The organism is Kitasatospora sp. NPDC059795, assembly GCF_042732175.1.
Taxonomy (GTDB): Bacteria; Actinomycetota; Actinomycetes; order Streptomycetales; family Streptomycetaceae; genus Kitasatospora.
Genome location: NZ_JBHWID010000012.1, coordinates 181,877 through 200,779, shown reverse-complemented (window position 1 = coordinate 200,779; position 18,903 = coordinate 181,877). Strand labels below are relative to the sequence as shown.

The following is an 18,903-nucleotide window of genomic DNA, read 5'->3' as shown; positions in this document are numbered from 1 at the left end:
ACGGCGGACCGGCGCGGATGACTCGATGGGGTGACCTGCGGCCTTTCTGACGGTTTGTCAGGCTAGGCTCCGGGGGCCGGAGTTGTCACCGATCCTCGTTCGGAGTGAGCCCATGCGCCTCGGCCGTCTGACCCTGGCTGCCGCCGCTCTGCTGCTGATGACGACCGCGAGCGTGCCCTCGGGCACGCCGCTCAGCCAGACCGAGCGGCACGCGGTCCTCTCCTCGGACGCCATCCAGCCGCGCGGCGCCGCGCCCCGTCCGGTGGTGCAACGGGCTCTGCACGAGGTGCCGTTCGGGGCGTTCGTCGGCTCCTGGAACGAGTACATCCCGAACATCGCGCGGATGGCGTCCTGGCTGAACAACGCCAACATGCAGGTCGGCCACACCTACCTGGCCGGGAACGGCTGGCAGGACGTCGAGGGCGAGCCGGCGGTGCTCGGCCTGTGGTCGCAGTGGCGGCAGGCCGACCCGGGCCGGCGGCTGGTGCTGGGCGTGCCGATGCTGGTGCCCAACGAGGCCAACCTGCCGGACGACGAGGTGGCCGGCCTGCTCGCCCGCGGCAACAAGGGCGAGTTCGACCAGCACTTCCTGCGGCTGGCCCGCAAGTTGGTCGCGCTGGGCGGCGCGGACACCGTGCTCACCCTGGGCTGGGAGATGAACGGCGTCACCTACACCTCGCGCTGCAAGCCCGACCCGTCCGCCTGGAAGGCCTACTGGCGGCGGATCGTCGGCGTGATGCGGTCGGTGCCCGGTCAGCACTTCACCTTCGACTTCACCCCCACCCGCGGGCTGGACGCGATCCCCTGGACGCGCTGCTACCCGGGCGACGACGTGGTCGACATCCTCGGGATGGACAGCTACGACATGCCCGCGGGCGCCACCTTCGACGAGTTCGTCACCGAGCCGTACGGGCTGCAGGACCAGGTGGAGTTCGCGGCCAAGCGCGGCAAGCCGGTCTCCTACCCGGAGTGGGGGCTGTTCCGCAACGGCGACAACCCGGAGTACGTGCGGCGGATGGTGGAGTGGATGCGCACCCACGACACCGCCTACCAGACCGTCACCGACTACTGCCCGCACGGCTTCTGGCAGTGCCAGGACAACCCGAGGTCGGCGGCGGTCTACCGGCAGTTGATGTCCGGCTCGGCGGGGGTGGCGGGGGCGGCCGGGCCGGTCAAGCCGTCACCGAAGCCTGGCGCGCACTAGCGTCTCCTTCAGCTTCGGCAGCCTGGTCCGCAGCAGGTGCACGGCGGCGTTCCTGGTCCGCACCCGCAGCGCCCGGACGGCCGCGAAGGGGGCGAGCCGGCCGGGGCCGAACACCAGCCGCTGGTTGGGGAGCCGGTCGGGCCGCCAGCGCTGCTTGTACGGCTCCTGGCCGCGCAGCAGGCTCAGCTGCGGGATCCCGGCGGCCCGGACCTCGTCCAGCGCGGCGCCGAACAGCAGGCCGGCGATGTCCAGGCGTTCGCGCAGCTTGGGGTGCGCGCCGTACATGTAGAGGCCGCCGAACGGGGTGCACAGCAGGACGAGGTTGACCGCCAGCAGTTCCCCGTCGAGCTCGAAGCGGTGTATGGCCGCCCTGCGGGTGGCGACCAGTCCGGCGGTGGACTCGGTGAGGTGCTGGGCGAAGCGTTCGGTGCGGTGCTCGGGGGTGACCCCGCGGTCCTGCCACTGGAGCCGGTGCAGGCGCAGCAACTCGCGGACGGTGTCCGGGACTTCGTCGGCGGTGGCGGAGTGCACCGCGACCCCGGCCTGGGCGATCCTGCGCAGCTTGACCCGGCTGCGCTGCGCGGTCTTGCCGGGCAGCCGCTTCAGCAGCTCGTCCATCGGGACGGCGGGCAGGTACTGGCACAGCGAGTCGGCGAACCGGTGGCGGCGGCCCCGCCAGTGCGCGAACACCCGCTGCACGGCGGCCTCGGGGTGGACCTCGCGCAGTTCCAGGCTGTGCCAGGGGCGGCGCAGCGGCAGCGCGGCGGCGAGTTCGGCGGCGGCCCGGTCGGCGCACTCGTCGTCGAGCAGCACGTCGGTGAAGTCGACCAGTCCCGCGCCGAGGTTGGTGAGGCCGCCGAACGGGCCGCGGCGGCGCAGCGCGGCGGCGGCGACCAGCCGGCCGTCGCGGCGGACCAGCACCAGCACCAGCGCGCCGGGACGGCCGTAGCTCTGCCACCAGGAGCGCAGCCAGGGCGCGGCCTGGAAGGCGGTGGCGGTGGCGCAGCGGCGGTGCAGGTCGTCCCACTCCTCGGCGTGCCGCTCCAGGGCGTCGTCGGTGCGCAGGACTTCGGAGCTCCACCGGTCGCGTTCGGCGGCGGGGCGGTCGGCCTGGGCGGGCACCCGGCCGCCGGCGGTCTGCTGACGGAGTTTCACCGGTACACCCCTTCGGTCGGCGAGGTCTCGGCCTGGGCGGGCAGCACGGCCCCGGCGGCGGCGGGGGCTGGAGCTGGGGCGGGCGCGGGGGCGCCCTTGCGGCGGGTGAGCATCGCCAGGGTGCCGAGCAGCACGCCGGCGGCGCCGCCGACCGCGGTGTCCAGGGCGGCGGACGGCGAGGCGGGAGCGTCGGGTTCGGCGGCGGCGGCGAGTTGGACGAGTTTGACGCCGGTCTCCTTGCTGCCGGCGTTGCCGAACGCGATCAGCGACCTGGCGACCGCGGCCGCGTTCTGCACGGCCTCCTCGGGGCGGGGGCCGGTGCCGGTGATCTCGATCACCGGCGCGTCCGGGGAGGTGGTGCCGCGCACCAGCGCCGACAGCGTCGCCACCGAGTGGTGGGTCTCGGCGGCGGCGCCGATCAGCACCTGCGGCTGGCCGGTGAGCCGGCCGTACGCCTGCGCGAAGTTGACGGCGTTGGCGTTCTCGCCCTGGCCCTGCGGGACCACCACCACGTAGGCGGAGGAGGCGTAGGAGGGGTGCGAGACGACGGCGTAGCCGGCGCCGGCGACCGCGCCGAGCGGGACGGCGAGGGCCATCGGCCACCAGCGGCGGGCCAGCGCGCGGGCGCGTCCGCGGAGATCGGGCATCGGGAGGGCTCCAGGAGATGAGGGAACGGGGGTCGCCGGGTCGGTCCGGCCGGGGCTGTCGGATCGGCGCGAGGTGCCGGATCAGCGTGCGGTGTCGGACGCCCGGCCGGGCGTCTCGCCGGAGCGGCCGCGCGCCGGGTGCGTTCGGCCGTTCCGGCGTGGCGTCCGGGCGGGGCGGTCCGGCGGTGTGCGCCCGGCGGCGTCGGCCGGACAGGCCCGTGGCCCGGGCAGCGCGCCGGCCGACTCCCGGTAGAGGGCGGCGAGTTCGGCCGCGATCCGGGTGATGTCGTAGTGCGCGACGGCGGGCGGCACCGGGACGGGGCCGGGCGGGGCGGCTGCCGCCGCCGTCAGCTCCCGGGCGTAGCGGTCGGGTTCGGACGGCAGCAGGCGGGCGTGCGGGGCGGCGGAGGCGGGCAGTTCGGCGAGTGCCGGGCAGGCGGAGTGCAGCACCGGCAGGCCGGCGGCCAGCGCCTCCAGGGCGGCGAGCCCGAAGGTCTCCTCGCGGGACGGCGAGACCAGCACGTCCATCGCGGTGAGCAGTTCGGGCACGTCGTCGCGTTCGCCGGTGAGCACCAGCCGCTCGCGGACGCCCAGCCGCTCGGCGCGGGCGGTGAGCGCGGCGCGCTCGGGGCCCTCGCCGACCAGTAGCAGCCTGGCCGACTCCGGGAGTGCGGCGAGCGCCTCCAGCGGGACGTGGAAGCGCTTGCCGGGCACCAGCCGGCCGACTCCGCCGATGACGAACGCGTCGCCGGGCAGGCCGAGTTCGGCGCGCAGTCCGGCGCGGTGGGCGTCCCGTTCGGCGGCCCGGAAGCGGTACCGGGCGGCGTCCACGCCGTTCGGCAGCAGCCGGACCCGGTGGGCGGGCACGCCCCAGGCGTCGAGTGCGGCGGCGACCTGCCCGGAGACCGCCAGGGTGGTGCCGCCGAGCCGCTCGGCGGCCAGGTACAGCGCCTTGACGCCGGGCGAGGTGGGCCGGCCCTCGATCACTCCGGCCTGAAGCGAGTGCTCGGTGGCGAGCACCCGCTTCACCCCGGCCAGCCGGGCGGCGAGCCGGCCGTACAGCATGGCCCGGTACAGGTGGGTGTGGACCAGGTCGTAGCGGCCGGTGCGGATCAGCCGGGTGAGCCGGGGCAGCACGCCGAGGTCGCGGTTGCCGCGCATGCCGAGGTGGTGGACGGCGAAGCCGGCGGCGCGCAGTTCGCGGGCCACCGTGCCGGGGTTGCCGAGGGTGGCCACCTCGTGCCGCTGGTCGGTCGGCAAGTGCCGGAGCAGCAGCGCGAGTTGGCGTTCCGCGCCGCCCGCGTGCAGGCCGGTGACGATGTGCAGGACTCTCACCGCCGCTCCCCCGCGGCGGCCTTCGGCGGGGCCCAGCGCAGCCCGGTGACGGCCTCGCGCCAGCGGTGCCGGCCGTGCTTGGCGCGCAGCCGCCAGGCGCCGTCGCGGTCGCCGACGTAGCAGCGCGGCAGGGCGTGCCGGCCGGTCAGCGAGGAGTGCTCGATGGCGCAGGCATAGTCGTAGCCGGCGTCCCGGACGGCCCGGGTGGCGGGCAGGTCGACGGCGCCGTACGGGTAGCAGAAGCCGGTGACGGGCCCGCCGACGAGGTCCTCCAGCGTGTGCCGGCTCTCCTTTGTCTGGCGTTCCAGCGCGGCGGGCGGCAGCCCGGACAGCGCCTGGTGGCCGAGGCCGTGCGAGCCGATCTCCCAGCCGGACGAGGCGAGTTCGGTGACCTGGTCGACGGTCAGCAGCTTCTTCCGGGGGCCTTCGGCGTCCCAGTGGTTGGCGGCGCCCAGCAGGTCGGGCATGACGTAGGCGGTGGCGGTGAAGCCGTACTCGCGCAGCACCGGGACGGCGTGCCGGGCGAAGTCGGCGTAGCCGTCGTCGAAGGTCAGGCCGACCAGCCGGGACTCCCGGCCGCGGGCCTGGGCGGCCAGCAGTTCGCGGACGCTGACGCCGCGCCGCCCGGAGCGGTGCAGCCAGTCCATCTGTTCGGCGAAGCGTTCCGGGCTGACGGTGAGCTGGTAGGGGTCCTCGTCCTCCTCGGCGACCGAGTGGTACATCAGGATCCAGGGTGCGAGCCGGGGCGCGAGCGCCTGCGACGGAAGACAGGTTTCAACGGCCATGCGGCTTCCCTTCGGCGGGTGCGGGGGCGTGCGGTCGCCGGGCCCTGGCGAGGAGTGCCAGGACCGGGCCGCGGACCTCGGGGACGCCGAACAGCGTGCCGAGGGCCGCGAAGACCAGCAGGACGGTGGCGCCGCCGAGCAGGGCGGCGGGCAGCGGCGCGGCGGCCGCCCGGATGGTGAGCGAGCCGATCGCGGCCGCGGCGATCGCGGCGGCCAGCAGCCGGGCCTGCCCGCCGAGCACCAGGCCGAGGCGCAGCGCGATGCCGCGCAGCATCAGGCCGCGCATCAGCAGCGCCGCGGTGAAGGTGATCCCGACGGCGTTGCCGGCGGCCAGGCCGGGCGCCCCGAACTGCGGGGTGAGGGTGACGCCGAGGGTGAAGGTGACGACCAGCCCGAGCGTCATCGCGCCGACCGGGTACCAGTCCAGCCAGGTGGTCCGGTCGCCCTCGGCGCGCGGGGCGTCGGCGCGCCGCACCACCGGGCGGACGCAGAAGTACGGCCGGACCATCACGCCGATCATCGCCTGGGCGGGCAGGCCGAAGCTGTACACCCGGATGACGGCGGCGGTGGCGTCGGTGTCGGCGGGGCCGAACGCGCCGCGCTGGAACAGCAGGGCGACCACGGCGGGGGCGCAGGCCAGCAGGAAGGCGGTGCCGAGCAGGACCAGCGCGGCGGCCTGGCCGAGGTCCTTCTCGACCCGGTCGCGGGCGGCGGTGAGGTCGCCGGCGGCCATCGCCCGGGCCACCACGGGGAAGGTCACCGTGACGATGAGGATCGCCGAGGTCATCGCCAACTGGCTGACCTTGGCGGCGTAGTTGAGGTGCGAGATGGTGCCGGGCGGCAGCGCGGAGCCGAGGTAGCGCTCGATGAACACCTGGGACTGCCGGGTCAGCGAGAACGCGGCCACCGGCAGCAGCGCCAGCGGGATCAGCACCAGTCCGCGCCCGGCGCCGCGCGGCCGGGAGCGCCGGCGGCGGGCGTGCAGCCGGCGGACGAACGGCACCACCAGCACGCCCGCCATCAGCAGGCTGCCGAGGGCGACGCCGAGCGCGGCGGAGCGCACCCCGAGCAGCCGGTGGCCGCTGAGCAGCAGCGCCAGGATGCCCAGGTTGTACATGACGTAGATGACGGCGGGCGCGGTGAACGCGTGCAGCGCGCGCAGCGCGGAGGCCAGGTAGCCGGCCACGCCGAACGGGACGACGGTGACGGCGGTGATCCGGGTGCAGGTGACGGCGAGCCGGGGGTCGGCCAGGCCGGGGGCGAGCAGGTCGACCAGCTGCGGGGCGAACAGTGCGACGGTGCCGGACAGCCCGCACAGCGCGAGCAGCAGCCAGGGCAGCGTGGTGCGCGTCAACTGCCGTACCGGGTCCGGACCTTGGGGGCGTTCCTCGCGCAGTACCAGGGCCAGGCTGAAGGCCGGGACCATCAGGAAGGCCATCGCGTCCTCGATCAGCAGTGGCGCGGCGGTCTCCGGCACCGTCCAGGCGACCAGGAACGCGTCGGTGCCCTGGTTGGCGCCGAAGTAGCGGGCCAGCAGCAGGTCGCGGAGCAGGCCGAGGCCGGAACCGGCGGCGCTGAGCAGGGCGGTCACGCCGAAGGCCTTGGCCAGGAAGCCGCCCCTGGGGGCGGTGTCGCCGTCGGCGCGCGGGGCCGGGACGGTCGTGGTGACGGCGGCCACCGGCTGTTCGGTCGTCATGCGCCGTACGCTCCAGAGGAGTCGGAGTGGGCGGGCCCCGGCAGTGCGGTGCGGGCGGCGAGGCCGAGCACCACGGAGGTCAGCACGGTGGTGGTGCCGCCGATGTCGGCGTACAGGAAGTCCCAGAGCACCCAGCAGAGCAGGGCGAGGGCGGCCAACCCGGGGCCGCCGGCGCGGCGCAGGCAGCCCAGCAGCAGGGTCAGGAACAGCGCGAGGTAGGCGAGCACGCCGAGCAGGCCCTGTTCGCTGAGCACCAGGAAGTACATGTTGTGCGGGGAGAGCAGCGGTTCGCGCTGGAAGCCGATGGTGGAGTCGGCGGCGTCGCTGCCGGAGGAGAGCCGCAGCGGGGCGTGGCTGTCGCGCAGTTGCTGGAACGCCTTGGGTCCGGCGCCGGCCACCGGGTGGTCCTGCCAGATCCGGCCGGCGGTGGCCCACAGGTCGTAGCGGTCGGAGACGGACTGGTCGGGGGCGGCGGAGACCGAGCCGATCGAGCCGAGCCGTTCGGTGACGCCGGACGCGCCGAGGCCGAGCCCGCCGATCAGCACCACGGCGGCGGCCCCGCCGACCAGCGCGCCCTTGACGGCCAGTCGGGCGTCGGCGCGCAGCAGCAGCACGGTGGCGGCGACCGCGGTGGCGATCCAGCTGCCCCGGCTGAACGACACCGCCAGCGGGAAGGCCAGGAAGGCGGCGCTCGCCCACATCGCGCGGCGCAGCGGCCGGCTGCCGCCGGGGCCGCGTTCGGCCAGCGCCAGGGCGAGGGCGGCCAGCAGCCCGAAGGAGACCACGCCGGACATCGCCATGATGTCGAGCGCGCCGAAGGTGCCGACGGCGCGGATCGGCTGCCCGGTGTAGGACGCGCCGGTGCGGGTCAGGTACTGGAGGGCGCCGACCGCGCCCTCGATCAGCGCGGCCAGCACGAACGAGCCGAGCACCAGCCGCTGGTCGTGCCGGTCGCGGACGGCGAGCAGCACGGCGGCGGGCACCAGCACGAAGATCTGCGTCAGCCGGACGAAGCCGGTGAGGCTGGCGGCCTGGTCGACGGAGTGCACGGTGGCGACGGCGGCGGCCAGCACCACGGCGCCGAACAGCAGGGCGGCGGCCGGGTCGAGCCGGGGCAGCCGGCCGCGCAGCAGCCCGACGGCGGTCAGCGCGACCAGGGCCAGCGAGGCCAGGTCGGCCGGGGTGACGTGGACGGCGGCGGTGACGTCCTTCTCCCCGGTGGGGACGCAGACCAGCAGCACGGTGGCGGCGGCGAGCCAGCTCGGCCGTGGCGCGGCTATGCCGGTCGGCCGCGCGGCGGCGAGCGGGAGTCGGAGGGCGACGGCCACGGTCAGCTCCCGTCCGGGCGGACCACGAGGGCGGCGGTGCGGAGCAGGATCTTGGCGTCCTGCCAGAGGTTCCAGCCCTCGATGTAGCGGTTGTCGAAGCGGGCCCGGTCCTCGATGGAGGTGTCTCCGCGCAGGCCGTTGACCTGGGCGAGTCCGGTGAGCCCGACGGGGACGCGGTGCCGGTCGGCGTACTCGGGGTAGGCCTGGCCGAACCGCATGACGAAGTAGGGGCGTTCGGGGCGCGGGCCGACCAGGCTCATGTCGCCGCGCAGCACGTTCCACAGCTGCGGGAGCTCGTCCAGCGAGGTCTTGCGCAGGAACCTGCCGACCGGGCCCATCCGGTGGTCCTGCGCGATGTTCCAGCGGGTGGCCGACTCGTGCTCGTTGCTGGGGCGCAGGGTGCGGAACTTGAGGAGGGTGAAGACCCGGCCGTCGAGGCCGGTGCGCTGCTGGCGGAAGAGCATGCCCGGGCCGGTCTCCCAGCGCACCGCGAGGGCGCAGGCGGCGAGGAGCGGGGAGATCAGCAGCAGGCCGAGGCCGGCGGCGGCGATGTCGAAGGCGCGCTTGACGACCCAGCCGTGCCGGCGCATCGCGGGGGCGCCGAGCCGCAGGCAGGGGAAGCCCCACAGGTGGTCGCCGGCGGTGCCCTGCACGGAGTCGAACTCGCGCAGGCCGGGCAGCAGCCAGACCTGGCAGCCGAGCCGGGCGGCGTGCCGCAGGGTGGCGAGCGTGGCGGCGTCGTCGGCGGCGCCGCCGGTGGCCAGCACGTGGTGGATGCGGTGGCGGCGCAGCACCCGGCCGAGCACCTCGCGGCCGCCGAGCACCGGCAGCGGCCCGCCGGGGGGCAGCAGCACCGGGTCGGGGTCGAGGTAGCCGACCGGCCGCAGGCCGTACTCGGGGCGGGCGATGAGCACGTCGGCGATCCGCTGGCCGAGTTCGCCGGCGCCGAGGATCAGCACCGGGCTGGGACGGCGGCGGCGGGCCCGGCGGGTGAGGTGGTGGACGTAGGCGCGGCCGAGGGCGGCGAGCGGGAGCATCAGCAGCAGCAGGGCGAGCAGCCGCATCGGGCCCATCGCGCCGAGGTCGGTCCAGTGGCCGGTCAGGCAGGCGTCGGCGGTGACGGCGAAGGCGGTGGCGACGGCGGCGCGGGCGGCCAGGGCGGGGAACTCGTCGAGGGCGGAGAGGCTGAGCCGGCTGCGGTAGAGGCCGCCGGCCAGGTTGAGCGGGAGCAGGGCGGGCAGCAGCAGGAGGGCGGTGGCGGTCGGCCGGGCGGCGTCCGGCGCGGTGGCGGTGGCGGCCAGCGCGACCGCCAGGGTGTCGGCGCCGGCGAGCGCGAGCGGCAGGGCGACCCGGGAGTGCAGCCCGCCGCGGTGTCGGCCGACGCCGGCCGAGGTCCGGGGCGGCAGCGCCCGGGACCGCGGTCGGTCGAGGAGTCCGGCACCGTGGCGGCCGGGACCGGCCAGCACGTCGGCCGACCGCGGCACACTCTCGTGGTCAATGCTCATCAGCGCACGAACTCCCCTGCTGTGAACCCGTCCAGGTATGCACCTGCTGCCACAATTGACGGTCGATCATTTCCCCGGTGGAAAAAGGGACGAAGCAGGCAGAATCAGACATTACCGAACGCCCTTACCAGCACAGGCAGCTGACATGCCATTTCATTCCACCCGCCCAATAATCAGACATTCAGGAAGGAAGGCCACACCAGTGCGGGTGGGCTCCCACGGCCTGACAAACGATCAGAATCGCTGCGGGACACGCGATGCACGGCCCACCGGGACCACCCGACTCCGAACAATAGTCCGGTAAATAGCCGCCACCTGCGAGATTACTTGCCGGATATCGTGATGATCTGCCACATGCTCGCGCGCCAGCAGGCCGAGCCGTTCGCATTCGATCCGATCGGAAAGCAGTTCGACCAACCGTTCGGCCATCGCTCGGGAATTCTCCGGCGGCACCACCGAACGGCCGAGCTCGCCCGGCGGAACGCACTCCCGTGCCCCCGCGACATCGGTCAGCAGCACCGCCCGTCCGCACGCCATCGCCTCCAGCGGCGCCAGCGCCATCCCCTCCCAGCGCGAGGGCAGCACCATCAGGTCGGCGGCGGCCAGCCACAGCCGGGGGTCCGCCACGTCGCCCACCAGCCGCACCCGGGACGGGTCGGGCAGCGTCCGCACCCGCGCGGCCAGCGCGTCCGCGTCCGGGCCGCCGCCGACCAGCACCAGCCGGGCCTCCGGCAGCCGGATCTGCACCCGCTGCCAGGCGTCCAGCAGGACGTCCTGGCCCTTCTGGCGGCACAGCCGGCCCACGCAGACCGCCAGCGGGACGGACTGCTCCAGGCCCAGGGTCATCCTGGCCGCCCGCCGGGACGCCGGGTCGGCGGGCGTGAAGTGCGTCAGGTCCACGCCGTTGGGCACCACCCGCCAGTCCGCGACCAGCCCGGCCGCCACGCCGTCCGCCTTCTCCCGCTCGCTGACGCACAGCAGGGAACGGGACCACCGGGTGGCGAACCGCTCCCAGCGCAGGCCGGCCAGGGCGAGCCGGCCCTCGACGGCGGCGAACGACCAGGCGTGCGGCTGGAACACCGTGGGCGCGCAGCCGCGGGCGGCCAGCCGGCCTGCCAGCCCGGCCTTCGCGCTGTGCAGGTGCAGCACGTCCGGTGCGGTGCGGCGCAGGATCCGGCGCAGCCGCCAGGCCTCGCCGACGGTGCCGGGTCCGGGTGAGCGTTCGGCGGGCCAGTCCAGGACCCGGGCGCCGGCGGCGGCGGCCTCCTGGGCGAGCCGGCCGCCGGGCGGACAGGCCACCAGGACCCGGCAGCCGGCCGCGCGCTGTCCGCGCACCAGGTCGACCACCACCCGAGCCACGCCGCCTTCGACCGGTTGGGAGACATGAAGGATCGTCATCTGCACGGCCCGGAGCCTAAGTTGGCGGACATGGCCGACCGGGCGCACTTCACTCGTACGGGGAAGCAGAACACCCGCACGGCTGACATGCCGTACGGGTGTCCGAATCGCTGTGCGGCTCAGCCGAGTTCGGCCGCCAGGTTGGCCAGGACCTGGTCGTGGATCCGGTTCAGGCCCTTGGGGGCGAAGGTGCGCTCGAAGAAGCCGCCGATGCCGGTCGCACCGGTCCAGGTCGCCTCGACGGTGACCTTGCTGCCGCTCTCGCCGGTGGCCGCGACCGTCCAGGTGATCACCATCGAGGAGTTGGCGTCGGTCTCCACCAGGGTGTCCGGGCTCGGCGCCGTCACCGTGAACAGGCAGTCCCGGACGCGCTTCTCGGTGGCCTGGAGCTTCCAGTGCACCTGGGTGCCCGCGCCCGCGCCGCCCGCCCGCACCTCGTACTCGCTGTACTGCACGGGCAGCAGCTTCGGCCGGGTCACCGCGTAGTCGGCCAGCGCTTCGTACACCCGGGCCGGGTCGGCCCCGTACGTCCGCCCGGTGGTGGCGTGCACCTTGCCCATCTGCTCACTTCTCCTCGGTCCGGCCGTCTGCGCATCCGCACTCGGCGTCACCGCCAAGCCAACCATCGCGACCTGTCCCCGCCAAACCCGGAACGGGCTCGCGTTAGGGTGGGCGAATGCTGGATGAGGTGACGGCGCTGCGGTACGTCGACCCGCTGCGCGCGGGCGGATCGGTTCCCGGTGTGGTGGAGGCCGACGACCTGGGCACGTACGTGGTCAAGTTCACCGGCGCGGCGCAGGGCGTCAAGGCGCTGGTGGCCGAGGTCGTGGTCGGCGAGCTGGCCCGCCGGCTCGGACTGCGGGTTCCGCCACTGGTACTGGTCGACTTCGACCCGGCGGTCGCGGCGGACGAACCCGACCAGGAGATCCAGGACCTGCTGCGGGCCAGCGCCGGCCGCAACCTCGGCATGGACCTGCTCCCGGGCGCCCGCGACTTCAAACCCGGCATGATCGACGTCTCCCCCGCCGAGGCCGGACGGATCGTCTGGCTGGACGCGCTGACCGGCAACGTCGACCGCAGCGTGCACAACCCCAACCTGATGGTCTGGCACGGGAAGCTCTGGCTGATCGACAACGGCGCCGGGCTGATCTTCCACCACCGCTGGTCCTCGGCCGCGGCCTCGGTGCACAAGCGCTACGACCTCAGCGGCCACGCGCTCGGCGGCTACGGCCCGGACGTGGCCGCCGCGGACGCCGCGCTCGCGCCCCTGGTGACGCCCGAACTCCTCGCCGAGGTCACCGCGTTGGTGCCGGACGCCTGGCTGGCCGACGAGCCGGGCTTCGACTCGCCGTCCGCCGTCCGGACCGCGTACGTGGAACACCTCGCCGCCCGGGTCGCCGACTCGGCCGCCTGGCTGCCCGAAGGCTTCGCCACCCCGGCCCAGATCCGCGCCGCCGAGGAACGCGCCGCCGCCGCCCGCACCGCCGCCCGCCCCGCCTGGCTCAAGCAGGTCCCCAACCGCTCCGGCCTCGCCTCCGTGGAGCCGGACTGGTCCCGCCACATCGCCCCCGAAAACTGACCTGCGGTCGGCAGAACCGACCACCGGCCGACGGCACCCACGACCGGAGCGACCGACACCCGCCCGACCCGAAGGCCGGACGGGGCCGGTGGCCCGACTGCGGGCGGGGTGTTACTGGCCGGCGGCCTTGGCCGCGTTGACGATGCCGGCGCCGTAGAAGCCGTTGTTGGCCTCGGTGCCCTCGCAGGTGGCCTTGTAGAGGCCGGTGCCGCCGGGGTTGAAGACGCCGGTGGGGCAGGCGTGCGGGTCGGCCTGCTTCACCAGGAGGGTGCGCAGCTGGTCGGCGTTGGCGCCCGGGTGGGTGGAGGCGAGCAGGGCGAGGACGCCGGCCACGTGCGGGGAGGCCATCGAGGTGCCCGACATGTAGGCGTACTTGTTGCCGGGGACGGTGGAGAGCACGCCGCCCTTGCGGTCGGGGGTGTTGGGGGCCTGGAAGGCGGTGGCGTCGCCGCCGGGGGCGGAGACGGCGACCTTGTTCAGGCCGTAGCTGGAGTAGTAGGACTTGTCGCCCTTCGAGCCGATCGCCGACACCCCGATCACGCCCGGCAGTTCGGCGGGCAGGTTGAGGCAGCTGGCGTCGATCGGCCGCTCGGCCGGGTCGGTGTCGTCGGGGCTGCTGACGTCGACGGTCTTGTGCGCGAGGTCGATGTTCTCGTTGCCCGCGGCGGCGACGTTCAGCACTCCGCCCCGGCGGGAGTAGTCGACGGCCCGGCGGACGGACTCGGCGACGGCGGCCTGGTCGGGGTCGCCGGCGCAGTTGAACATCCACGGGTCGACGTAGTAGCTGTTGTTGGTGATCGTGAAGTGGTGCTCGGCGGCCCAGACGAAGCCGCAGATCGCGTACTCGGGGTAGATGAACCCGCCGTTGTCGACCACCTTGACGGCGGCCAGCCGGACGCCGGGGGCGATGCCCTCGATGCCCTTGCCGTTCTTCGCGGCGGCGATGGTGCCGGCCACGTGGGTGCCGTGGCTGCTGCTGGTGGGCTGCCAGGACTGCCAGTCGGTGTCGGGGCGGCCGCTCAGGCAGGACGCGGAGAGCGCCGGGTCGACGGCGGCGGCGAGGTCCTCGTGGGTGGCGTCGATGCCGGAGTCGAGCACGCCGACCACCACGTCGCGGCTGCCGAGCGTCGCGGTGTGGGCCCGGTCGACGCCGATCTGCCGCATGTCCCACTGGTTGGCCCAGAGCGGCTCGTTGCCGTCGGCGGTGGCGCCGGTCGGCGCGGTCTCCTCGACGCCGACCTGGACGTCGGTGGAGGCCTGGATGCCGGCGGTGCGGCTGGCGCCGATCGAGTCGATGGTCTTCGACTGGCGGAGCTTGGCGGCGAAGCCGGGGTCGGACGAGCGGGCGATCACCACGCCTATCTGCTCGTAGGAGGCGACGATGCTGCCGCCGGCCGCCCGGATCTCACGCTCCGCCTTCTGGGTCTGTCCGTGGTTGGCCTTGGTGTTGACCACGTAGTTCATCGGCTGCCCGGTGGCGGCCGAGGCGGTGGCCGCGGCGGCGCTGCCGACGGGTCCGGCGAGGGCGCCGGCCGTGACCAGGGCGAGACCTGCGGCGAGGAGTGCGGAGCGGCGGATCCGGGGAACGCTCATAGGGGTTGACCCTTCCGAGAGTCGGCGGACGCGATCGAGGTGATCGAAAGCGCGCGAATGGCCGGGAGACTATTCAGCCCATATGACAAAAATCAAGAGGTAGTAAAACAATCGGCCCAGGACGGGCGAGTGCCCGGTCCGCTGTCGGTCGGACCGGGCACTCGGACTGTGGTGCGGCTGCGGGCTGCGGACGCGCGGTTGCGGACGGACCGTTGGGGACGGACCGTTGGGGACGGGCGGTCAGCCGCCGAACAGCTCGCCGTAGGCGGCCATCGCCGTGGCGATGTCGGCCTGCGCCCAGAACCGGTGGTACGTGAAGGTCGGCGCCGCGCCGCCGTTCAGGTAGCTCTGCACCTTCGCGAACGACGGGTCCTGCTGGTACCAGGAGCGGATCGACAGGAACGTCGAACTGCTGTTGATCGCATCGCCGTTGGGCATCGTGCCGGTCCAACCGCCGGGCACCGACACCGAGTCCTTGAACCGGTTGTAGTCGGTCCGCGTCTCCGGCACCGAAATGCCCATGGTGTCCTGGTTGTTGGCCCACATGCCGTCCAGCAGCTTCTGCGCGGCGGTCTTCGCCGTCGTGTTGCCGGACTTCGCCGCGTAGTAGGACAGCAGCTTGGCGTACGAGCCCGCCACGCCGACGTCGTTGGTGTAGTCGACCACGCTCACGTGCAGGCCGGTGTTGGCGCCCGGGGAGGCGGCGTTCCAGGTGTCCGGCTTGCCGCTCCAGGACAGCGTGGACGGGATCTTGTAGCTGCCGTCGGCGTTGAAGGTGGTCCGGGACAGCGCCCAGGTCACCCACTTGTCCAGGATGGCCTTGGCCTTGGCGTCGCCGCTGGAGTAGTAGTACTCGGCCATCCGCTCCAGGCCCCAGGCCTGGAAGCCGAACCACTGGTTGGACGGCGGGTCGTGGTAGACCGGCGCCTCGTCGTAGAACATCCCGTAGAACGTCGGGGTGCCGGCCGGCGGGGTGTCGTAGCTGCCGTTCCAGCTGTTGGTGGCGCCGCCCGCGATGGCGCCCTCGCTGGACTGCAGCCACTGGGTGAACTCGACCTGGCGGCCCATCGAGGTGGTCCAGTCGGTCTTGCCGGTGCTCGACTTCGGGGCCATCGCCGGGTCGTTGACCAGCGCGTACGCGGCCATCAGGTTCTGGTAGCCGCCGTGCGCCGCGCTGTCGCCGATCCGCCAGGCCCAGCCGGCCGAGGTGTCGGTGGCGCCGCCCCAGGCGTAGTACCAGGACAGCAGGTAGTGCTCGGAGTCCTTGCCGTTGCCGGCCGCGCAGGTGGTCGGGCCGGTGCAGTTGCCGACCTTCTTGAAGTACTTGTCGAAGAACGAGTACCGCAGGTAGTCGCCCATCTTGCCCGCCTTGGCGACCGTGGTCGCCACCTGCGGGCCGTTGCCCTGCGCCTTGGCCCAGGTGTCGGCCCAGTACGCGGCCTGGATGGCGCGGGCGTCGGCGTCCGGCGCGTCGGTGTACTTCCACTGCTTGGCGTAGGAGCTGTCCTTGATGAACAGGTCCAGGTAGCCGTTCTTGCCGCCGTAGGTGAACTTGTCGCAGGTCGGCTGCGGGATGGTCTCCCACACCGACTCCTGCGCGCCGCGCTGGTAGGTGTTGATGAACGACGGCCCGGTGTCGGTCGGCCCGGCCTCGCACTTGCCGGGCGCGTTGCCGTAGCCGTACACGTTGTCGACGTCCTGCAGCCAGTGCATGCCGTAGATGTCGTCGGTGCCGTACGCGCTCTTCAGCTCCGCGGCGATCGGGTCGTTGCCCGGGGTGACGGCCGAGTCCATGGCCGACGGGTAGTCGCTCGGCAGCGGGTGCTCGGGCGCGTAGGTGGCCGGCTTGGACGCGTTGTACGCCGAGTTGGTGGGCTGGTCGGCGTGACCCGGGATCATGTACGTCTCCATGAGCGTCCACGCCGAGTTGAACTTCGACCAGTCCTTCGTCACCCGCCCGTACTGGGCCTCCAGCCAGAGCAGGTACGAGTACGCCTCCGAGGTGGTCTCGTGCCCCTGGTCCGGGGCCTCCACCAGCAGGGTCTCCACCGAGTGGTACGGGATGCCCTCGGGCGAGAAGTAGCCGTTCGCCGGGTCCTTGATCTTGTTGTAGAGCTGCAGGAACCGGTCGTTGTACACGCCCGAGGCGGCGGCCAGTTCGGTCACCGTGACCGCCGAGGAGGTGTAGCCGGTGGCGGCGGAGGTGAAGGTCGCCGAGCCGGTGGACGAGGCGTCCGCGGTGAGCGTCACGGTCTGCGCGGTGGACCAGTTGCTCGGCGTGAAGGTCAGCGTCCCGCCGGAGCTGACGGACAGCCCGGTGTTGCCCGAGGTGCGGGTGGTGGTGACGGTGACGTTCGCGCTCGGCTGGCCGGACAGCTTCACGGTGAAGCTGCCGGTCTTGCCCTGGTTGACCGACAGCGTCAGCGGGGTGGCCGTGACGGCCGGCCCCGACGCCACCGTGATGCCCGCCGGGGTGGACTCGCTGCTCGCCCCGAGGCTGTCGTACGCCTTCGCGTAGATCGAGTGGCTGCCGCTCGCCGCGCCCGTCCAGTTGAAGGTGTAAGGGGCGGCGGTGGCGGTGCCGAGCAGCGTGGTGTTGTCGTAGAACTCGACCTTGCCGATGCTCGCGCCGTCCGCCGCGCTCGCCGTCGCGGAGAGCGGGATCGCCGCCCCCGCCTGGTAGTTGGCGCCCGGGGCCGGGCTGGTCAGGGTGGTGGTAGGGGCCGCGTGCGCGCCCGTGCAGCTGGTTCCGTTGACCGCGAACGAGGTCGGGGCCGCGTTGGTGCCGCTGTACGAGAAGTTGGCGCCCGCGCTGACCGAGCCGCCGGCCGGGATCGCGCCGTTCCAGTCGGCGTTGACCACCGTGACGTTCTTGCCGGACTGGCTCCAGGTGCCGCTCCAACCCGCGCCGGAGAGCGTCTGGTTGCCGGCGTACGCGTAGGTGAGCGTCCAGCCGTTGAGCGCGGCGGCGCCCTTGTTGTTGATCGCCACGTTGGCGGTGAAGCCGGTGCCCCAGTCACTGACCGTGTAGTCGACGGAGCACTGGACGGCGGCGGCCGACGCGGGCACCACCACGGCGGTGGACAGGCCGGCCGTGAGCAGCAGGAGGGCGGCGCTCAGCGCCGTGGCCCGGTTGCGGGGTGGAGACATGACGGCTCCTCGGTGGGGGTGGGTGGGGGAGTCCTGGGGTGGAGTCCTGGGGTGGGAGCGCTCCCAAATATCGGGAGCGGGGTGGCGGGTGTCAAGAGAGTGCGCAGCCTGGATCACCGTCAACTCCCTTGCACCGAGCCGCGATTCACGCTGTGACTGTGGGAGCGCACCCACTCGCGCCCCGCCGGGCGGTGTGAAACTTACCGACGCCCGGCCAGCACCCGGGCCACCCGCCCGCGCACCCGCGCCGACGCACCGGCCGACTCCCCGAGCGCCCGGACCCGCCCGGCCGACACCTCGGCCCGACCCGCCAACGCGATCACCGCCGCGTACGGCCGCCGCCCCGCCGCGAGCTGCTCCGCCACCGCCGCGAGCACGACGTCCAGCACCGGGGCGTCCGCGCTCGGATGCTCGGCCAGCAGCCGCAGCAGCCGGTTGTCGTTCCAGGCGGTGGACCTGCCGCGCGGCGCCGCCGCCAGTGCCGCCAACGCGTCCTGCGGGGTGCGCGGATTCTCGGCGAGCGCCTGGTCGACGAACGGCAGCCCGACGGCCACCAGCGCACGCAGCACGTCCGGGTCGCACGAACTGCGGGCCGCCTCCAGGCGATCGACGGGCGTGGGCATCGTCTCGGACCCCTCTGAGCTGCGGTCGGGCCCGCCATCCTGCCAAGCGGGAGGCGGCGGCCGCCACCGCATTGCGCGCGGGGGGCGGGCGGCCCGGGCCGGGCCGCCCGCCGGCGGCCTGCCCGGCGGCCTGCCCGGCGGTCGGGGTCAGCGGGCCGGGCGTTCGCCTGCGCCGCGGCAGAAGGGGCAGGCCCGGCTGCCGTTGCAGTCGCCGCAGCGGGCGCGGCCTTCGGTGCGGCCGCCCCAGGTGACGCCGCCCATGGTCCAGCCGCGACCCCAGCAGCGTTCGCACCAGCCGAGGCCCTCGCACTCGGGGCAGAGTTCGTGGCCGGGGCGGACGTCCTCGGGGGCGAGGAGCGGCTCGGGCCGGACGAACACCTCCGGGCGGTGCAGGGCCATCGGCTCCAGGTCGGCCCGGCAGAGGGTCAGGCCGCGCGTGGGGTGGAAGTGCAGGCGCAGCGTCATGCCGTCGCGCCAGGCGTGCAGCACGGCGGATCCGGTCCCGGTGCGTTCCACCGTGGTCTGCCAGTCGGCGAGTGCCGCCTCGGCCCGGGCCGGCAGGTCGGGGTCGGGGTCGGTCGGCGGGCGGTCGAAGGCCACCTGGCGGTGGTAGCCGAAGGACAGCGGGTTGCCGAAGGCGGTGATGTCCGGGTGCTCGGGCAGCCGGACCGCCGGCGCGAGCCCGGGGGCCAGCGTCTCCAGCAGGGCGGCGAACTCGGCGAACAGCCGCTCCCCGCGCCGCCGCAGCTCGTCCCGTGCTCCGGGTATCTCCTCGCCCGCCATCCGCCGCCCCTCGCCTCGAAGTGCCGTCAACTGGCCGGAGGCGTCCGGATGGTGCTCGGTGCGCGCCGGGCGGGCCGATTCTAGTGCCGCCGAACGGGCCGACCCGGCAAGCTGCACGTTTT

The 18,903-nt window shown here is 73.9% G+C and carries 15 protein-coding genes; 2 read left to right on the top strand and 13 right to left on the bottom strand.

Going from position 1 to position 18,903, the window contains the following annotated elements; translation table 11 throughout:
- The first annotated feature begins 112 nt into the window (after positions 1-112).
- Entirely contained in the window at positions 113-1,204 is a 1,092-nt protein-coding gene (locus tag ACFV4P_RS24415) for a glycoside hydrolase family 26 protein (RefSeq protein WP_380474457.1), read from the top strand.
- Here the strand turns inward: ACFV4P_RS24415 and ACFV4P_RS24410 are convergent.
- The 9 genes from ACFV4P_RS24410 to ACFV4P_RS24370 all read right to left on the bottom strand — a co-directional run bounded on the left by ACFV4P_RS24410 (position 1,181) and on the right by ACFV4P_RS24370 (position 11,613).
- Positions 1,181-2,359 (bottom strand): GNAT family N-acetyltransferase, encoded by a 1,179-nt coding sequence (locus tag ACFV4P_RS24410; RefSeq protein WP_380474455.1) that lies wholly within the window; start codon positions 2,357-2,359, stop codon positions 1,181-1,183. The genes ACFV4P_RS24415 and ACFV4P_RS24410 overlap by 24 nt on opposite strands.
- Positions 2,356-3,006, bottom strand: a complete 651-nt coding sequence (locus ACFV4P_RS24405) for a Wzz/FepE/Etk N-terminal domain-containing protein (RefSeq protein WP_380474453.1) — start codon at positions 3,004-3,006, stop codon at positions 2,356-2,358. Before ACFV4P_RS24405 ends, ACFV4P_RS24410 begins: the two co-directional genes overlap by 4 nt.
- Positions 3,007-3,087: 81 nt before the next feature.
- Positions 3,088-4,341 (bottom strand): glycosyltransferase, encoded by a 1,254-nt coding sequence (locus ACFV4P_RS24400; protein ID WP_380474451.1) that lies wholly within the window; start codon positions 4,339-4,341, stop codon positions 3,088-3,090.
- On the bottom strand, positions 4,338-5,126 hold the full coding sequence (locus tag ACFV4P_RS24395) for a polysaccharide deacetylase family protein (RefSeq protein ID WP_380474449.1): 789 nt from the start codon (positions 5,124-5,126) through the stop codon (positions 4,338-4,340). The genes ACFV4P_RS24400 and ACFV4P_RS24395 overlap by 4 nt, the downstream gene beginning before the upstream one ends.
- Positions 5,116-6,822, bottom strand: a complete 1,707-nt coding sequence (locus ACFV4P_RS24390) for a lipid II flippase MurJ (protein WP_380474447.1) — start codon at positions 6,820-6,822, stop codon at positions 5,116-5,118. Before ACFV4P_RS24390 ends, ACFV4P_RS24395 begins: the two co-directional genes overlap by 11 nt.
- Positions 6,819-8,150: an O-antigen ligase family protein gene (locus ACFV4P_RS24385; protein ID WP_380474445.1), complete on the bottom strand. Its 1,332-nt coding sequence runs from the start codon at positions 8,148-8,150 to the stop codon at positions 6,819-6,821. The genes ACFV4P_RS24390 and ACFV4P_RS24385 overlap by 4 nt, the downstream gene beginning before the upstream one ends.
- A gap of 2 nt (positions 8,151-8,152) precedes the next feature.
- Positions 8,153-9,655 (bottom strand): sugar transferase, encoded by a 1,503-nt coding sequence (locus tag ACFV4P_RS24380; protein ID WP_380474443.1) that lies wholly within the window; start codon positions 9,653-9,655, stop codon positions 8,153-8,155.
- A gap of 234 nt (positions 9,656-9,889) precedes the next feature.
- Positions 9,890-11,053, bottom strand: a complete 1,164-nt coding sequence (locus ACFV4P_RS24375) for a glycosyltransferase (protein ID WP_380474441.1) — start codon at positions 11,051-11,053, stop codon at positions 9,890-9,892.
- A gap of 119 nt (positions 11,054-11,172) precedes the next feature.
- On the bottom strand, positions 11,173-11,613 hold the full coding sequence (locus tag ACFV4P_RS24370) for an SRPBCC family protein (RefSeq protein ID WP_380474439.1): 441 nt from the start codon (positions 11,611-11,613) through the stop codon (positions 11,173-11,175).
- A gap of 116 nt (positions 11,614-11,729) precedes the next feature.
- Between ACFV4P_RS24370 and ACFV4P_RS24365 the strand changes: the two genes are divergently transcribed.
- Positions 11,730-12,632 carry a HipA family kinase gene (locus tag ACFV4P_RS24365; protein ID WP_380474437.1) on the top strand — a complete coding sequence of 301 codons (903 nt, stop codon included), beginning with the start codon at positions 11,730-11,732 and terminating at the stop codon, positions 12,630-12,632.
- A gap of 111 nt (positions 12,633-12,743) precedes the next feature.
- Here the strand turns inward: ACFV4P_RS24365 and ACFV4P_RS24360 are convergent, their stop codons facing one another.
- The 4 genes from ACFV4P_RS24360 to ACFV4P_RS24345 all read right to left on the bottom strand — a co-directional run bounded on the left by ACFV4P_RS24360 (position 12,744) and on the right by ACFV4P_RS24345 (position 18,898).
- A complete protein-coding gene (locus tag ACFV4P_RS24360; RefSeq protein ID WP_380474435.1) occupies positions 12,744-14,225 on the bottom strand; it encodes a S8 family serine peptidase in 1,482 nt (493 codons plus the stop codon).
- 240 nt (positions 14,226-14,465) lie between these two features.
- Positions 14,466-17,375, bottom strand: a complete 2,910-nt coding sequence (locus ACFV4P_RS24355; RefSeq protein ID WP_380474433.1) for a glycoside hydrolase family 48 protein — start codon at positions 17,373-17,375, stop codon at positions 14,466-14,468.
- A 200-nt stretch (positions 17,376-17,575) separates the two neighbouring features.
- On the bottom strand, positions 17,576-17,998 hold the full coding sequence (locus tag ACFV4P_RS24350) for a hypothetical protein (RefSeq protein ID WP_380474431.1): 423 nt from the start codon (positions 17,996-17,998) through the stop codon (positions 17,576-17,578).
- Between the two features lie 147 nt (positions 17,999-18,145).
- Complete coding sequence (locus ACFV4P_RS24345) at positions 18,146-18,898, bottom strand: hypothetical protein (protein WP_380474429.1); 753 nt, start codon at positions 18,896-18,898, stop codon at positions 18,146-18,148.
- Positions 18,899-18,903: the final 5 nt, after the last annotated feature.

Coding starts and splice junctions, on each gene's coding strand:
- ACFV4P_RS24415 (WP_380474457.1), top strand. CDS start 113: ATGCGCCTCGGCCGTCTGACCCTGGCTGCCGCCGCTCTGCTGCTGATG.
- ACFV4P_RS24405 (WP_380474453.1), bottom strand. CDS start 3,006: ATGCCCGATCTCCGCGGACGCGCCCGCGCGCTGGCCCGCCGCTGGTGG.
- ACFV4P_RS24395 (WP_380474449.1), bottom strand. CDS start 5,126: ATGGCCGTTGAAACCTGTCTTCCGTCGCAGGCGCTCGCGCCCCGGCTC.
- ACFV4P_RS24390 (WP_380474447.1), bottom strand. CDS start 6,822: ATGACGACCGAACAGCCGGTGGCCGCCGTCACCACGACCGTCCCGGCC.
- ACFV4P_RS24380 (WP_380474443.1), bottom strand. CDS start 9,655: ATGAGCATTGACCACGAGAGTGTGCCGCGGTCGGCCGACGTGCTGGCC.
- ACFV4P_RS24375 (WP_380474441.1), bottom strand. CDS start 11,053: ATGACGATCCTTCATGTCTCCCAACCGGTCGAAGGCGGCGTGGCTCGG.
- ACFV4P_RS24370 (WP_380474439.1), bottom strand. CDS start 11,613: ATGGGCAAGGTGCACGCCACCACCGGGCGGACGTACGGGGCCGACCCG.
- ACFV4P_RS24365 (WP_380474437.1), top strand. CDS start 11,730: ATGCTGGATGAGGTGACGGCGCTGCGGTACGTCGACCCGCTGCGCGCG.
- ACFV4P_RS24360 (WP_380474435.1), bottom strand. CDS start 14,225: ATGAGCGTTCCCCGGATCCGCCGCTCCGCACTCCTCGCCGCAGGTCTC.
- ACFV4P_RS24355 (WP_380474433.1), bottom strand. CDS start 17,375: ATGTCTCCACCCCGCAACCGGGCCACGGCGCTGAGCGCCGCCCTCCTG.
- ACFV4P_RS24350 (WP_380474431.1), bottom strand. CDS start 17,998: ATGCCCACGCCCGTCGATCGCCTGGAGGCGGCCCGCAGTTCGTGCGAC.